The following is a 15169-nucleotide window of genomic DNA, read 5'->3' as shown; positions in this document are numbered from 1 at the left end:
CGGATAGCGGTCAGGCACCTTATCCGGCTTACGGTTCATCGCCTTGTCGCGCACCATAAAAAAACCCCGCCGTGGCGGGGTTTTTCTTCAACTTGTTGGCGATTACGCGCGAACGAAGTCGATGTGAGTCAGCTTCGGCTTGAACGCGTGACGCTGTACAGCCTGAGCTTTAACTTTTACTTCTTTACCGTCAACAACGATGGTCAGAACTTCGCTGTAGAACTCAGCTTTAGCTTGCATGTTCATAACCTGGTCGTGGTCCAGTTCGATAGCAATCGGGGCTTCAGCGCCACCGTAGATGATTGCCGGGAACTTGTTAGCGGCGCGCAGGCGGCGGCTCGCACCCTTACCCTGCTCTTTACGTACTTCTGCGTTGATAGTAAACATTTAAATCTCTCTTAAATAATTCCTGTTACAGGCGACCCAGCAACAGGTAAGTGATCTGCTTTGCGTATGCAAAAGCGGGCGAGATTCTATACTCAAATGGCTATCACATCAATCAAAAGTACGATTAACCGCGCAATTCATGTGCCCGCCGGAAGCGGCCTTCATAATCGAAGACTTTTTCGCGCACCTGCCAGTACTGGCCTTTCATGCGGGCGACGACAAAATCAGGGTGGCGAAGCAGCGCCTGTTGCGCCAGGATATCCGCCGCAGTAATCCAGCGTAACGGAATACCCGGCGTGCGGGTATGCGGGCGAATAAACAACTGTTCAAAGGCGGTGCGTTGAGCGGGCGTCTGCAATCGGAAGCGCTCACTCACATCGGCGCCGTCCTCATCGTAGTAGGTGATTTTCAGCCATTCGCCTTTCTCATCATGCCCGTGTTGTAACGCCATCCCGCTACAGCGCAATACCAGCGCATCTTTGAGTTTTAGCGCCGCTTTCAGCATATCGTCCGGGTCGACCAGAATCGTGTCGCACTCCCGGCAGCGCCGGGCGGCGATATCGTTTTCCGCGTTGCATTGTGGGCAGTTTTTAAAGCGGAAGCGAAAATCGCACTGTTCGCGATGCCCGTCATCATCTTCAAACCAGCCCTGGCAGCGGCGACCGAAATGCTCAATCAGCGTACCGTCAGCGGTGGTTTTCCCCCAGAAGGTATTGGCGAACCCGCAGGCAGGGCAGAACACCTGCACGGGAACGTTGTCACTTTTTCCTTTTGGCGTGCCCACTTCCGGCGCATACAGATCGTGTGGGTTTCCGGCATAGTCGAGGATCAGACAGTCGGTTTTTCCAGGCGCAAGCCGCAGACCGCGCCCCACGATTTGTTGGTAAAGACTGACTGACTCTGTCGGGCGCAGGATAGCGATAAGATCGACATGCGGCGCGTCAAACCCGGTCGTCAGCACGGCGACGTTCACCAGGTAGCGAAAGCGCTGGGCTTTGAAATCGTTAATCATCACGTCGCGTTCTGCGCCCGGCGTGTCCCCGGTAATCAGCGCCGCATCATCGGCGGGCAGCAAACCCACAATCTCTTTGGCATGTTCGACGGTGGCGGCGAAAATCATCACCCCTTTGCGGGTTTGGGCAAATTCAACAATCTGGCTGATGATGTGCGGGGTCACGCGCTGCTGCTTTTTCAGCTCGCGATTGAGGTCAGCTTCGCTGAACAGGCCGTTACTCTGTGCCTGCAGGCGGCTAAAATCATACTGCACCACGGGCATATCCAGACGCTCCGGCGGCGTCAGATAACCATGTTTAATCATGTAGCGCAGCGGTAACTCATAAATGCAGTCGCGAAAGAGCGCTTTTTCGTCGCCGCGCACCATGCCGTGGTAATGAAAATGATAAATCCAGCCTTTGCCTAACCGGAAAGGGGTGGCCGTCAGGCCGAGCAGACGTAAGTGGGGATTCACTTTACTCAGGTGCGCCAGGATTTGCTGATACTGACTCTCTTCATCGTCGCCGATGCGGTGACATTCATCGACAATCAGCAGCGAAAACTCGCCCTGGAAGGCGTCAAGGTTACGGGCGACCGACTGCACGCTGCCAAACACCACCTTGCCGTGGCTCTCTTTACGCTTCAGACCGGCGGCGAAAATGTCGGCCTCCAGCCCCAGCGCGCAATATTTGGCATGGTTTTGCGCGACCAGCTCTTTTACATGCGCCAGCACCAGCACGCGCCCACGCGCCACTCGCGCCAGCTCGGCAATCACCAGACTTTTGCCTGCGCCGGTTGGCAGGACAATCACGGCAGGCGTGCGGTGGCGGCGAAAATGGTTGAGCGTGGCATCCACGGCTTCTTGCTGGTAAGGACGAAGTGTAAAAATCATGGTCTCACTACGATGAACGGTACAGGGAATAGTATGCCATGAATCATTTCCCTTGAGCGATGGTTAGAGCCCGTTATACTGGATGGACAACGGCTTCATTTTTCGGGCGTTATGCCCGATTTCCGTATTATTACAGGCAAAATCAAACTCATGCGACTTGATAAATTTATCGCTCAGCAACTCGGCGTCAGCCGTGCTATTGCCGGGCGTGAGATTCGTAGTAACCGTGTTACCGTCGATGGCGAAATCATCCGAAACGCGGCGTTTAAACTCCTGCCAGAACATAATGTCGAGTACGATGGCAACACGCTGGTTCAGCAAAATGGCCCGCGCTACTTTATGCTTAATAAGCCTCAGGGCTATGTCTGTTCAACGGACGACCCGGATCATCCCACGGTACTCTATTTCCTTGATGAACCTGTCGCGTACAAGCTGCATGCCGCCGGGCGGCTGGATATCGACACCACGGGACTGGTGTTGATGACGGATGATGGTCAGTGGTCACACCGGATCACCTCTCCGCGCCATCATTGTGAGAAAACCTATCTGGTCACGCTGGAATCGCCGGTAGCTGCGGATACCGCCGAACAGTTTGCCAAAGGCGTGCAACTGCATAATGAGAAAGACCTCACCAAACCGGCCGTGCTGGAGGTGATCACCCCGACGCAGGTGCGTCTGACCATTAGCGAAGGGCGCTACCACCAGGTGAAGCGGATGTTCGCCGCCGTGGGGAACCATGTTGTCGAACTGCACCGCGAACGCATCGGCGCAATTGTGCTGGATGACGACCTCGAACCTGGCGAGTATCGCCCGTTGACCGAAGAAGAAATTGCCAGCGTCGGTTTATAGACCCGGTGAGCCAGGCGCTTTACGTCCCGCTAAATTCAGGAGTTCATTTGTGACCACCCGGCAGCACTCATCCTTTGCCATTGTTTTTATCCTTGGCCTGTTAGCCATGCTGATGCCGCTGTCGATTGATATGTATCTTCCGGCGCTGCCGGTGATTTCTGCCCAGTTTGGCGTACCGGCGGGCAGCGCGCAGATGACCCTCAGTACCTATATTCTGGGGTTCGCCGTGGGGCAGCTTATTTACGGCCCGATGGCGGACAGTCTCGGGCGCAAGCCGGTTATCCTCGGCGGGACGCTGGTGTTTGCGGCGGCGGCGGTGGCATGCGCGCTGGCGCAGACTATCGACCAGTTGATCATCATGCGTTTCTTCCACGGTCTTGCCGCCGCTGCGGCGAGCGTGGTGATCAATGCTCTGATGCGCGATATCTACCCGAAAGAAGAGTTCTCCCGCATGATGTCATTCGTCATGCTGGTGACGACAATCGCGCCGCTGATGGCGCCGATTATTGGTGGGTGGGTTCTGGTGTGGTTGAGCTGGCATTACATCTTCTGGATTCTGGCGGTGGCGGCGATTCTGGCATCGGTGATGATCTTCTTGTTGATTAACGAGACGCTTCCCGTTGAACGCCGTCAGCCGTTCCATATTCGTACCACGATAGGGAACTTTGCCTCGCTGTTCCGACACAAACGCGTACTAAGCTATATGCTGGCCAGCGGATTTAGCTTTGCAGGAATGTTCTCGTTCCTCAGCGCCGGCCCGTTTGTGTATATCGAGATTAATCATGTGTCGCCGCAGCATTTTGGCTATTACTTTGCGCTGAACATTGTGTTCTTGTTTGTGATGACCATTATCAACAGCCGCTTCGTGCGCCGGGTTGGGGCGTTGAATATGTTCCGTACCGGGTTATGGATTCAGTTTGTGATGGCGGCCTGGATGGTATTCAGCGCGCTGTTTGGCGTGGGCTTTTGGGCGCTGGTGGTTGGCGTCGCGGCGTTTGTTGGATGCGTTTCTATGGTCTCTTCAAACGCGATGGCCGTTATTCTGGATGAATTTCCGCATATGGCGGGCACCGCCTCGTCGCTGGCCGGTACGTTCCGGTTTGGCATTGGCGCGATTGTTGGGGCGCTGCTGTCGCTGGCAACCTTTACCTCCGCCTGGCCGATGATTTGGTCGATTGCTTTCTGCGCAACCTGCTCCATTCTCTTCTATCTCTACGCCAGCCGCCCGAAAAAACGGTGATCTAATACACAACATGGAAGCCGGAAGGCTTCCTTTGTTGACGTACATCAACGTCAAATCCATCATTTTTTCCATTTATGTTTATTTTATGTAAAATCAATTTATGTAAAAAGTCACATCATTGTAGTTAAAAAGGTTGAGTTAGATCGCAGAAACGGGTACATATAGCCCGCAAATACGTCCGGCACTGGCAAAAAATATTTTAATAACGGGCTGTACAGGCCGCTCAGACCAGGGATGTAAGCGTTTTCGATCTGTTTAAGGACGGGTTGTCAATGATGTGTTAATATGGATGTAAATAAATTGTGAAGTGAATGTGCTTCCGGGGAAAGAAAGTGACTACATTACAACTCTCAATCATTCATCGTTTACCGCAGAACTATCGGTGGTCAACGGGTTTTGCAGGTTCAAAAGTTGAACCGATTCCGCAAAACGGGCAGAACACAGAAAACAGTCTGGTGGCGCTCAAACTCCTGAGCCCCGATGGCGACAGCGCATGGCCGGTGATGCATACACTTAGCCAGGCGCTTAGCGACATCGAAGTGCCTTGCTCCGTTCTGGAGTGCGAAGGCGAGCCGTGCCTGTTTGTTAATCGTCAGGACGAATTTGCCGCGACCTGCCGCCTGAAAAATTTCGGCGTAGCGATAGCGGAACCCTTTTCGAACAACAATCCTTTTTGAGCGTCAGCTTAGCGCGAGCAACTGACGCGTATACTCCTGTTGCGGTGCGGTAAAGACACGCTCACATTGCCCCTGTTCCACCACTTCTCCTTGTCGCAGTACAATGACCTGATGGCATAATGCGCGCACAACATGCAGATCGTGGCTGATGAAAATGTAAGCCAGGCGATGCTTTTGTTGTAAAGATTTCAACAGCGCCAGGATTTGTGCCTGAACCGTTCTGTCCAGCGATGATGTCGGTTCATCCAGAATAATCAGCGACGGTTTCAGTATTAGCGCTCTGGCGATAGCGATACGCTGGCGCTGGCCACCGGAAAATTCCGCCGGGTAACGATGGCGCGTCTCAGCATCCAGACCCACTTCCTTCATGACGGCGATAACCTGTTCTTCGCGCTGCCCGGCGGAAAGGGCCGGTTGATGAACGCGTAAGCCTTCTTCAATAATTTGCAGTACGTTGAGGCGGGGGTTCAGCGATGAGTTCGGGTCCTGAAATACCACCTGAATACGGTGACGAACCGGCAGCAACTGACGGCGGGTTAAATTTTGCAACGGCTGGCCGTCAAAAGTGATGCTGCCCTGCGAGCGAATCAACCGCAGTAAGGCCAGACCGGTAGTGCTTTTTCCTGACCCGGATTCACCGACCAGCCCCAGCGTTTCACCGGGTCGAAGCGCGAAACTCACCTCGTTAACCACGACGTTATGATCCACCACGCGTTTCAGAACCCCTTTTCGAATCGGGAATGCGACGCGAAGCTGGCTCACTTCCAGTAGCGGCGACGACTCACCGGGCAATGGAACCGGGGAGCCGGTGGGTTCGCTGTTCAGCAACTTCTGCGTATAGGGATGCTCAGGCGCGCTAAGCAACGGCAACGCACGGTTTTGCTCCACGCATCGTCCGTTTTGCATCACCGCCACGGCGTCCGCCAGTTTTTTCACAATGCTGAGATTATGGGTGATAAACAGCATACCCATATTCAGTTCGCGTTGCAGTTCACGCAGCAGTTGCAGGATTTGCGCCTGTACGGAGACATCCAGAGCGGTCGTGGGTTCATCGGCGATTAACAGTTCAGGATGCGTGAGCAACGCCATTGCGATCATCACGCGCTGGCGTTCGCCGCCTGAGAGCTGATGGGGATAATCGCTCAGCCGTTTCGCGGCCTGACGAATCCCTACGCGATCCAGGCAGCTCAGGATTTCGGCCCTGGCGGCCTCACGGCGCATTCCCCGGTGCAGGGACAGCACTTCGTAGAGCTGTTTTTCCAGCGTATGCAACGGGTTTAGCGATACCATCGGTTCCTGAAAAATCATGGCGATTTTATTGCCCCGCACGCCGCGCAGCGTCTGCTCGCTGGCGTGGAGCAATGACTCGCCATGAAAACGGATATCGCCCGCGAGATACACCGCAGGCGGAGAGGGCAGCAACCGCAGAATCGACAGCGCGGTGACGCTTTTACCGGAGCCGGATTCGCCCACCAGCGCCAGCGTTTCGCCTGCGTCAACCTGTAGAGAGATGTCGTTAACAACCGTGCGCACGTTCTCCTGATGGCGAAAACCTACCGATAAATTCTCAATAGTTAACAGAGGATGCGTCATCTTATACCGCCTTGTTGGGATCAAACGCGTCGCGTACTGCTTCGCCAATAAAAATCAGCAGCGACAATAACACCGCGACGGACAGGAACGCGGTGATCCCAAGCCACGGCGCCTGCAAATTATTTTTACCTTGCAGGAGTAATTCGCCGAGGGAAGGGGAGCCGAGCGGCAGGCCAAATCCGAGAAAATCCAGTGACGTCAATGTGGTAATCGAGCTGCACAAAATGAACGGTAAAAAGGTCAGCGTGGCGACCATCGCGTTGGGCAGCATGTGACGCAGGATAATGCTGCGATCGCTGACGCCCAGCGCCTGCGCGGCGCGGATGTAGTCGAAATTGCGCGTGCGCAGGAATTCCGCGCGAACCACCCCGACCAGGCTCATCCAGCCAAACAGGACGGTAATGGCCAGCAGCCACCAGAAATTGGGTTGCACCACGCTTGAGAGCAGAATAATCAGAAACAGCGTCGGCATTCCTGACCACACTTCGATGAACCGTTGCCCCCACAGGTCGATTTTTCCGCCGTAATACCCCTGCAACGCGCCCGCCAGCACGCCCATTACGCTGGAACAGAGGGTAAGCATCAAACCAAACAGGATAGAGATTCGCGTGCCGTAGAGGATGCGCGCCAGCACGTCGCCGCCATTCGCGTCGGTTCCCAGCCAGTTTTGTGCGGACGGCGGAGAGGGGAAGGGTTTATCAGTGGCAAAGTTGATGCTGGTGGCGCCAAAACGCACGGGCGCCCACAGCACCCATCCGTGGTTTTCAAGCTGCTTTTGCAGCCAGGGGTCCTGATAATCCGCCTGCGTTGCGAACGGCCCGCCGAAATCGCTTTCGCTGTAGTTTTTGACCAGCGGAAAGTACCAGCTTCCCTCATAGCGCACCAGCAGCGGTTTATCGTTGGCGACCAGTTCGGCGCACAGACTCAGGCCAAACAGCACCAGGAAAATCCACAGTGACCAGTACCCCCGGCGATTATGACGAAAACGCGCCCAGCGGGCCTGGTTTGCAGGGCTTAATCGCGGCATCAGCGTCCCTCAAAATCAATGCGTGGATCAACCAGCGTATAGCTGATATCGCTCAGGATATTCAGCAGCAAGCCGATCAGGGTGAAAATGTATAACGTGCCAAACATTACCGGGTAGTCGCGTGACACGGTCGCTTCGTAGCCCAGCAACCCCAGCCCGTTTAAGGAAAACATCACTTCAATGAGCAGCGAACCGGTGAAAAACATGCTGATAAAGGTGGCGGGAAAACCGGCGATTACCAGCAGCATGGCGTTGCGGAAAACGTGCTTCCACAGAATGTTTTTTTCGCTCACCCCTTTTGCACGCGCGGTGACAACGTACTGTTTGCGGACTTCATCCAGAAAAGAGTTTTTGGTCAACATGGTCAGCGCGGCGAACCCGCCGATCACCGTCGCCAGTACCGGTAACGTGATATGCCAGAGGTAGTCGGTAATTTTCTGATACCAGGGCAGGGAATCAAAATTGGCGGATACCAGGCCGCGCAGCGGGAAGAGGTCGTAATAGCTACCGCCAGCAAAGAAAACGATCAATAAGATGGCGAACAGGAAGGCGGGGATAGCGTAGCCAACGATGATAAAAGCGCTGCTCCAGATGTCGAAACGGCTGCCGTTATATACCGCTTTGCGGATGCCCAACGGGATCGACACCAGATAAATGATGAGCGTACTCCACAATCCGAGCGTAATGGACACGGGCAGACTGTCTTTGATTAACGTCAGTACGGATGCGCTGCGAAACAGGCTGTCGCCGAAATCGAAACGAACATAGTCCCAGAGCATTTTAAAGTAGCGCTCATGAACAGGCTTATCAAAGCCGTAGCGATGCGTGATCTCCGCGATCACCTCGGGATCTAACCCACGTCCGCCGCGATAGTGGCTGTCGCTAATATTCCCTACGCCGGTCTGGGCGTGGCTGGCGCGAACGCCTTCGCTACCGGCGCCGGGCAGGGCGCCAGACTGGCCGAATTCAATGGCCGCGATCGCCTGGTCAACCGGGCCGCCCGGTGCGATCTGGACAATAAAAAAGTTGATTGTAATGATGGCCCACAGCGTCGGGATCACCAGTAACAGACGTCGAATCAGGTAGGCGCCCATTTATTCTCCCTGTCGTCTGGCGGCGGGAAGTTTTGCCGCTTTGTTGACGTCATACCACCAGGTATCCAGTCCAATGGTGTAGATCGGCCGAATGGCCGGATGGGAAAATTTATCCCACCAGGCGAGCCTGTCTTCCGCCATATACCACATTGGCAGCATGTAGTAATTCCAGGTCAATACCCGATCCAGCGCCCGCCCGAGGGGAATCAGCTTCGTTTTATCGCCCTGGGCGGCAATGATTTGGGTAATCAGTTTATCAATGACCGGGCTTTGCACGCCTGGCGCGTTATAGCTGGAGTCAATGTATTCAGACGCCCAGGATATTTGTAGATCGGAGCTGGGCCACGGCATGGCGCGCCACAGCCGCGGCATCATGTCGTAGTCGCGACTGCGCATACGGTTGGTGATTTGCGAGTTATCAACCTGGCGGATGTTCATCGTGATGCCAAGACGCTGCAAATTATGCTGGAAGGGAAGAACCCACTGGCTGTTGCCGCCTGCCGGAAGCAGCAGTTCAAAGCTCAGCGTTTTGCCGGTCGCGCTGTTAACGCGTCGCTGGCCTTTCAGTACCCATCCCGCCTCTGTGAGTAATTTATCGGCCTTCAGCAGGTTTTCCCGATCGTAGCCATCGCCGTTTGAGACTGGCGGCTGATAAATCCGGGTAAAGACCTCCGGCGGCAGATCCTTTTTCATGGGCGCGAGTAAGACCAGTTCGTCTGCACTGGGGTAGTTTCTGGCGGCATACTCGGTATTCTGGAAATAGCTATTTGCCCGGCTCCAGGCATTATAAAACAATGCCTTGTTCATCCATTCGAAATCAAATGCCAGGGTTATCGCTTCACGCACGCGACGATCGTTAAATACCGGACGCTGAATATTAAAGGCCAGCCAGCGCGTATCCTGTGCGGATTCATTTTTCTGTTCGTCTTTAACGATGTAATGGTTATCAAAGTTTTTACCGGTGTAGCGCGTCGCCCAGTTTTTCGCGTCATTCTCCAGACGCAGATCAAACGCCCCGGCCTTAAAGGCTTCAAACGCGACGTTGTCATCAAGGTAGTAGTCGTAGCGGATGGTATCAAAGTTCCAGCGCCCCCGGTTTACCGGCAGATTAGCAGCCCAATAGTTTTTTACCCGGGAATAGACAATGTACTGGCCCATTTTCCACTGGGTTATGCGGTACGGGCCGCTGGCAAGAGGAGGCTTAGAGAGCGGGTCGCTGAGCTTATGATCCTTCCAGAATTTTTCCGGCATGACCGGTAAAGAAAACAGGCTGAGCATATCCTCTTTACCGGGTTTGGCTAATTCAATGCGGACGGTAAGCGGAGCGATGGCTTTGACGGTCGTGCCTTTGTACACCAGACGAAATTGCGGCACGCCCTCAGTCATAAATTTATGGAAGGTGAAGGCGACGTCGCGGGCAGTGATGGGCGAACCATCATGAAAACGGGCGCGTGGGTTGATGGTCACTTCCACCCAGGAGTAATCCTCCGCATATCGCGCGTTGTCAGCAATGAGCGGATAGTAGCTGCCGGGTTCGTCGTCAGAGGTGGTAAAAAGCGTGTCGTAAAGCTGCTCGGTACGTGCGCCAGGATTACCGCGCATGGAATAGCGGTTGAAATTATCGAATGTCCCGGTCGCGGAAAGCGTTATCCGCCCCCCTTTTGGCGCCGCCGGATTGACATAATCGAAATGATTAAAATTGAAGGCGTATTTGGGTTCGCCAAGCACGGAAAAGGCGTAACTTTCTTTGATGGCCTGAGCCTGTACGCCAAAGCTGGCCAGGGCGACAAACAGAAGCATTACGCGAGCAATCATCGGAAAATGGTTTCCTTTTCTTATCACCTGCCACCGTCAGGCAAGCGTCAATCCTGAATAATAAGTGACGCAGCCTCTGTTGTGAATCCATTCGGGCAGAAGAGTGCCGTCACCATTTCGGCGCGGGCCGGGTATTCATCCAGTGAACGAAGTCCTCAAGCGCTAAAGGGCGGCTAATCCAGTACCCCTGGAGGAAGTTGACGCCATGATCGCGTAGCCATCGGGCCTGCTCCGGGGTTTCCACTCCTTCCGCAACGGTCAGCATATGCAGGCGCTTAGAGAGCATCAACACCGCGTCCAGAACTGGAGAGGTCACGGTTTCCGTACCAATCGCATTAATAAAGCCCCGGTCGATTTTCAGGTAGTCCAGCGTAAAGCGTTCCAGATAGATGAGGGCGCTATGGCCGGTGCCAAAATCATCAATTGCGATTTCGAATCCAGCGCAGTGCAGCCACTCAAATAATTTAGCCGCTTCATGTTGATTGAGCATATCGCGTTCGGTAATTTCCAGTACGATCTGAAAATGATGCGGCGGTAAGGATTCCGCCAGGAGACGGATGTCCTCTTTAAAGCTGTTGCTGTGCAGGTGGTCAGGCGCGATATTGATGCCAAACTTTGCCCCGACAGGCAGTACCTTCTGCAACGCGGGGGCGTCGCGCGCCACGAGTTTAAACAGATGCTGGGTGAGCGGCACAATAAGCTGCTGGGCTTCCGCATAATGAATAAACGCGTCAGGCGGGATTTCGCCTGCCGTAGGGTGACGCCAGCGTAACAGCACTTCCAGACCCGTGACCCTGAGCGTTTGGGTATCAACGACCGGTTGATAGACCACATAAAATTGTTCGCGCTTGATAGCCACCAGGATCTCTCGCCCTGGCTTCAGGCGGATAGAGCTGATGTAGTAGCAGAGCAGGGCGGCGATGATACCGCTCATACTGCCCAGCAGCAGGGCATAGCCCACGTCGTTATAGGTCCAGCTGTCGGCGTATAACTGTATCTTCAGCGGCAGCCCTTTTATTGTCGCCTGGCGCGAAGGCGTACCCGACAGCTCTTTCACGGTCATTAAATGCGAAGAAAACGTCGAGAGCACGGTATCGCCAATAATTAATGCGATGCCATCAAAATCTTCCTGCCGGGCGGTGTAAATAAGGTAGGGCGTCAGGTTGATATTCAGTGAGGTAAATACGCCGCTCTCTTTTAATAACGGGTTGCGATACCAAATCGCCATCGCCGGTTTATCCGGCATCATCGGCGTGCCGGGAAGTATCGCCATATCAATCTCTTTGCGGATGTCGATATTGGATACCAGGTCGGTAAGCGGCGTGTCCATCGGCCCGGTCGCTGACGAGCAGAAGGCGATTTTGTCTTTGACGAGCAAAAAGGCGCGCACATTCAGGCTAAAAGCGGCGCGGGAGGTCAGCTCGGAAGAGACTTGCTGGCAGTCATTAAGCGTCAGGGGCTGTAACACATCCGTCGTGGCTTTAAGGTCGGCGAAGTAGCTCACCAGATAATGTTGTACGTCGGATATCAGCGTGTCGTATTTGACTTCACGTTTATGCCATGACATTAAAAATTGCAGGCTACTGATAAGTAACGCGACGATGACCCCTGTGAGAATGCAGGTGAGCAGGATTTTTCGCGAGGACGAGGAGGCGCGTGTGAACATAGTTACTGGTTCTACCTGAGGTAACCGAATGCGATTAAAATGCTTGATTTAAAAGACTATAACCTGGATTAAACCGCATCGTCATACTTTTCTACAGGGATGCGATAGAACGCAAAAAAAGCACCGCCGAAGCAGTGCTTTTTATGTGTCTCGTCAGGATTGCCAAGGGATAGCGGTCAGACGAAAAATTAACTGCGGCTCAGAACCCGGCGCCCTTCGTTGTAACGTTTTTTCCAGTAAGGCTCGTTCATGCTGGAAATAATAACGCCGCTACTGGTAGACGCATGAACAAACTGGTTGTTGCCGATGTAGATACCTACATGACGGCCCGTCGAACCGGCGCGGAACAGAACCAGATCGCCCGTGCGCAGGTTATTGCGCGAAACGGATTTGCCCATTTCCTGCTGCTCATAGGTTGAGCGAGGCAGTTCTAAACCAAATTGTTCACGGAATGTACGCTGTACAAAGCTGGAACAATCGACACCTTTTTTGGTGCTGCCGCCAAGGCGGTAACGCACGCCTTTCCAGTCAGCATACTGATCCATAATCCGCGATTTAACATCGAGGTTACGCACCATATTTTCAAATTCATCCTGAGAGGCTTGCAGTGAAGAGTTATCTCCATTGCCCACAGCATGCGTCTCAGAATGCACGTTCTTTGCGGTATTTGTAGTGCTACATGCAGAAAGCAGAACCGCCACTGCAATCGCGGGAATTCCCCGCAGGATATATCTCAAAATCGGTTGAGACCTGACCATGTTGTTTGTTTTCCCTTGAAGTCCTTAACGACAAATATCGTTATAAAAATGCCAAACGTGACGAGACTAATTACCTGCGCACAATGAGACAATTCTTTAAGGTCAAATCTGTGGCGGAACGCACAAATTTATTCGCAAAGAGAATAATTATCCAGCGAGGCAAAACGAGTTCAAGATTACCCGATCGTTGCTGCCATTGCGAGCAGTTTGGCGGGATTTTTTATAAGAAATTATGATACTGAAAGTGAATTAGTGGCATTGGCTAAATTAAACGCAAATGAGGCGAATAACAGGCAATACGTTCATTTTCAACGGGAAGAAGATGACAGGAAGATGACGGCGGGGCGGGAAATAATCGACGATCGCCATCAGGAGTGAGAACGCTCTCTGATGACGATGTTAATTGATGTGATTTATTTGTTTAAATTTTGTTTGTTTTTACCGGGCAGATAATTATCGAAAAACCGTATCACGCGATCGCTGAACGACGTCATTAACAGCCAGGGCAATCCAATCAGCACCGTTGTCAGCGAACCGACCGCAATATCCGTGAACCAGTGGGCGCCGATCATTACGCGCGGAAAGGCAAAAACCACAAATATAATAAGGGCGATGAAACCTGCGACTTTTCCGAAATAACGCAGCATAAATGCGGAAAAAATAAGCAGCATCATTCCGTGATCGCCAGGGAAACTGTCTTTTGACGCATCTTTGGTTGGAATATGCAGGAGATCGCTGACGCGGTGAATATTTTCAAGCGTCAGCGTAGGGCTGGCGCGTTTGACCGGAATAAACGCCTGACCTAACTGATTCACCACAACCGCAGATAAAAGCATCACCAGGCCGATGATGATAATACGCCGACGGCCCGCCGGGGTCTCTTTTAACCAGAAACTCAGCATCAGGCAGCCCATCGCCAGCAGCGCGCAACCATCAAACGCCCGGTTATTGGTGATCGCCACCAGCCAGAGAAATGCGCGGCTTTCAACCAGCTTCTGGTTAAAGAAGTGGAAAATGTTTGCGTCGAGAGGAGACCAGAATCCGTGATTGACTGGAATATACCACGACAAAAACAACGCCAGACCCGCAGCGTTAATCAGCAGTATGAGGGGATACCGGGTTTTCATTATCATCTCGCCATTCAGTAAAACGGAGGCAACCTTACGCGTCCTCGGCTAAACGAAGCTTCAACAATGCGGTCTGTAATGTGTTCCAGTCTGTTTCACGGTCTGAGATGAGTTCGATGCGGCTGTCCGGCGGCGCGACGTTTTGGGTCTCAATATGAAGATCGTCGCCCTGACGATTAATACGCACCAGACCCTCCTTAATGCGCATAACGCCTTTCACTCGTCCAACCGGCGCGAGGCGCGCCCATTCGAGCAGGCCGATGGTGTCGAACACGGTATCCGCATCAAAAATCCAGCCGCAGGCCTGATGCCCCTGGCCGCTGTTCAGGCTACGACGCCAGCGCTGTTGCGCCGGCAGGCTAAGCGCGGCGAGCCCTTTTCTTTCGGCATGCTGGTGCGTGTGGGCGGCGCTGGCGGGCAGTTCCGCCAGGTTCTGGCGCGGTAAATCCAGCAGCTGTCCGTTGATTTGCCCGTGGTCGGCATGAACCAGTTGACGATTGTCGCCGTACTGTTGCCACCAGGTTTGCAAGGCGCTTTCGCTTTCCGGCGTAGCGCGATCGGTTTTATTCGCGACGATGACATCGGCGGCAGCCAGCTGGTCGCGGAAGTTTTCGTTGGCGACGCTCTTTTCATCCAGCAGTAAACGTGGATCAAGGATGCACAGCGTGGCGCGCAGGTCGATCCACGGCTCGTAAACTGGCGCGGTTAACAAATCGAGGATCTGTTTCGGATGACCAAGTCCTGTCGGTTCGATCAGCAAGCGATCCGGCTTGCCCTGGCGCAGCAGGGTATTTAACCCCACCTGCATTGGTAAGCCGTTCACGCAACACATGCAACCACCGGGGATCTCTTTCAGCAATGCGCCGCTGTCCGCAAGCAGTGCGCCGTCAATGCCCACTTCGCCAAATTCGTTGACCAGCACGGCCCATTTTTCCGCAGGATCTTTGTTGGCTAACAGATGAAGAATAGAGGTTGTTTTTCCACTGCCGAGAAAGCCGGTAATGAGGTTGGTTTTGGTCACGTCTGCTCCAGAATAATGATATGCCGT

At 53.6% G+C, this 15169-nt stretch carries 13 protein-coding genes; 3 read left to right on the top strand and 10 right to left on the bottom strand.

Annotation, left to right across the window (positions count from 1 at the left end; genetic code table 11):
• Nucleotides 1-102 precede the first annotated feature (102 nt).
• Both rplY and radD read right to left on the bottom strand, forming a co-directional pair.
• Nucleotides 103-387 (bottom strand): 50S ribosomal protein L25, encoded by a 285-nt coding sequence (gene rplY, locus OGV79_RS18750; RefSeq protein WP_012131568.1) that lies wholly within the window; start codon nt 385-387, stop codon nt 103-105.
• A gap of 124 nt (nt 388-511) precedes the next feature.
• A complete protein-coding gene (gene radD / locus OGV79_RS18745; RefSeq protein WP_071259007.1) occupies nt 512-2272 on the bottom strand; it encodes a DNA repair helicase RadD in 1761 nt (586 codons plus the stop codon).
• Nucleotides 2273-2422: 150 nt separating this feature from the next.
• Between radD and rsuA the strand changes: the two genes are divergently transcribed.
• From rsuA to OGV79_RS18730, 3 genes are all read left to right on the top strand, one after another.
• Entirely contained in the window at nt 2423-3121 is a 699-nt protein-coding gene (rsuA, locus tag OGV79_RS18740) for a 16S rRNA pseudouridine(516) synthase RsuA (RefSeq protein ID WP_024130167.1), read from the top strand.
• A 49-nt stretch (nt 3122-3170) separates the two neighbouring features.
• Nucleotides 3171-4361, top strand: coding sequence for a Bcr/CflA family multidrug efflux MFS transporter (locus OGV79_RS18735; RefSeq protein ID WP_024130168.1), 1191 nt, complete (start codon nt 3171-3173; stop codon nt 4359-4361).
• A gap of 335 nt (nt 4362-4696) precedes the next feature.
• Nucleotides 4697-5041 (top strand): YejG family protein, encoded by a 345-nt coding sequence (locus OGV79_RS18730; protein WP_024130169.1) that lies wholly within the window; start codon nt 4697-4699, stop codon nt 5039-5041.
• Between the two features lie 3 nt (nt 5042-5044).
• On the opposite strand, the gene yejF is transcribed toward OGV79_RS18730, so the two are convergent.
• The 8 genes from yejF to OGV79_RS18690 all read right to left on the bottom strand — a co-directional run bounded on the left by yejF (nt 5045) and on the right by OGV79_RS18690 (nt 15142).
• Entirely contained in the window at nt 5045-6634 is a 1590-nt protein-coding gene (gene yejF / locus OGV79_RS18725; RefSeq protein WP_112001901.1) for a microcin C ABC transporter ATP-binding protein YejF, read from the bottom strand.
• A gap of 1 nt (nt 6635) precedes the next feature.
• On the bottom strand, nt 6636-7661 hold the full coding sequence (locus tag OGV79_RS18720; RefSeq protein ID WP_060815836.1) for an ABC transporter permease: 1026 nt from the start codon (nt 7659-7661) through the stop codon (nt 6636-6638).
• Nucleotides 7661-8755, bottom strand: coding sequence for a microcin C ABC transporter permease YejB (locus OGV79_RS18715; protein ID WP_012131578.1), 1095 nt, complete (start codon nt 8753-8755; stop codon nt 7661-7663). The genes OGV79_RS18720 and OGV79_RS18715 overlap by 1 nt, the downstream gene beginning before the upstream one ends.
• Nucleotides 8756-10570 carry an extracellular solute-binding protein gene (locus OGV79_RS18710; protein ID WP_200090837.1) on the bottom strand — a complete coding sequence of 605 codons (1815 nt, stop codon included), beginning with the start codon at nt 10568-10570 and terminating at the stop codon, nt 8756-8758.
• A 109-nt stretch (nt 10571-10679) separates the two neighbouring features.
• On the bottom strand, nt 10680-12236 hold the full coding sequence (locus OGV79_RS18705; RefSeq protein WP_012131580.1) for a cyclic di-GMP phosphodiesterase: 1557 nt from the start codon (nt 12234-12236) through the stop codon (nt 10680-10682).
• A 188-nt stretch (nt 12237-12424) separates the two neighbouring features.
• Nucleotides 12425-12994, bottom strand: a complete 570-nt coding sequence (gene mepS, locus OGV79_RS18700) for a bifunctional murein DD-endopeptidase/murein LD-carboxypeptidase (protein ID WP_012131581.1) — start codon at nt 12992-12994, stop codon at nt 12425-12427.
• A 413-nt stretch (nt 12995-13407) separates the two neighbouring features.
• The gene (locus tag OGV79_RS18695; RefSeq protein ID WP_047462461.1) at nt 13408-14127 is read right to left on the bottom strand and encodes a phosphatase PAP2 family protein; all 720 of its coding nucleotides are present in this window, start codon (nt 14125-14127) and stop codon (nt 13408-13410) included.
• A gap of 28 nt (nt 14128-14155) precedes the next feature.
• Nucleotides 14156-15142, bottom strand: a complete 987-nt coding sequence (locus OGV79_RS18690) for a CobW family GTP-binding protein (RefSeq protein ID WP_012131585.1) — start codon at nt 15140-15142, stop codon at nt 14156-14158.
• Between the last annotated feature and the right edge of the window lie 27 nt (nt 15143-15169).

The organism is Citrobacter sp. CK185 (assembly GCF_030333565.1).
Lineage (GTDB): Bacteria > Pseudomonadota > Gammaproteobacteria > Enterobacterales > Enterobacteriaceae > Citrobacter_B > Citrobacter_B koseri.
The sequence above is the reverse complement of the archived record's forward strand: the minus strand, read 5'-3'. Positions and strand labels throughout refer to the sequence as shown.

What these genes read in the sequence shown, in the direction of transcription:
- OGV79_RS18720 (WP_060815836.1), bottom strand. Translation starts at nt 7,661, where the DNA reads ATGCCGCGATTAAGCCCTGCAAACCAGGCCCGCTGGGCGCGTTTTCGT.
- mepS (WP_012131581.1), bottom strand. Translation starts at nt 12,994, where the DNA reads ATGGTCAGGTCTCAACCGATTTTGAGATATATCCTGCGGGGAATTCCC.
- OGV79_RS18695 (WP_047462461.1), bottom strand. Translation starts at nt 14,127, where the DNA reads ATGATAATGAAAACCCGGTATCCCCTCATACTGCTGATTAACGCTGCG.
- rplY (WP_012131568.1), bottom strand. Translation starts at nt 387, where the DNA reads ATGTTTACTATCAACGCAGAAGTACGTAAAGAGCAGGGTAAGGGTGCG.
- rsuA (WP_024130167.1), top strand. Translation starts at nt 2,423, where the DNA reads ATGCGACTTGATAAATTTATCGCTCAGCAACTCGGCGTCAGCCGTGCT.
- OGV79_RS18710 (WP_200090837.1), bottom strand. Translation starts at nt 10,570, where the DNA reads ATGATTGCTCGCGTAATGCTTCTGTTTGTCGCCCTGGCCAGCTTTGGC.
- OGV79_RS18715 (WP_012131578.1), bottom strand. Translation starts at nt 8,755, where the DNA reads ATGGGCGCCTACCTGATTCGACGTCTGTTACTGGTGATCCCGACGCTG.
- OGV79_RS18705 (WP_012131580.1), bottom strand. Translation starts at nt 12,236, where the DNA reads ATGTTCACACGCGCCTCCTCGTCCTCGCGAAAAATCCTGCTCACCTGC.
- radD (WP_071259007.1), bottom strand. Translation starts at nt 2,272, where the DNA reads ATGATTTTTACACTTCGTCCTTACCAGCAAGAAGCCGTGGATGCCACG.
- yejF (WP_112001901.1), bottom strand. Translation starts at nt 6,634, where the DNA reads ATGACGCATCCTCTGTTAACTATTGAGAATTTATCGGTAGGTTTTCGC.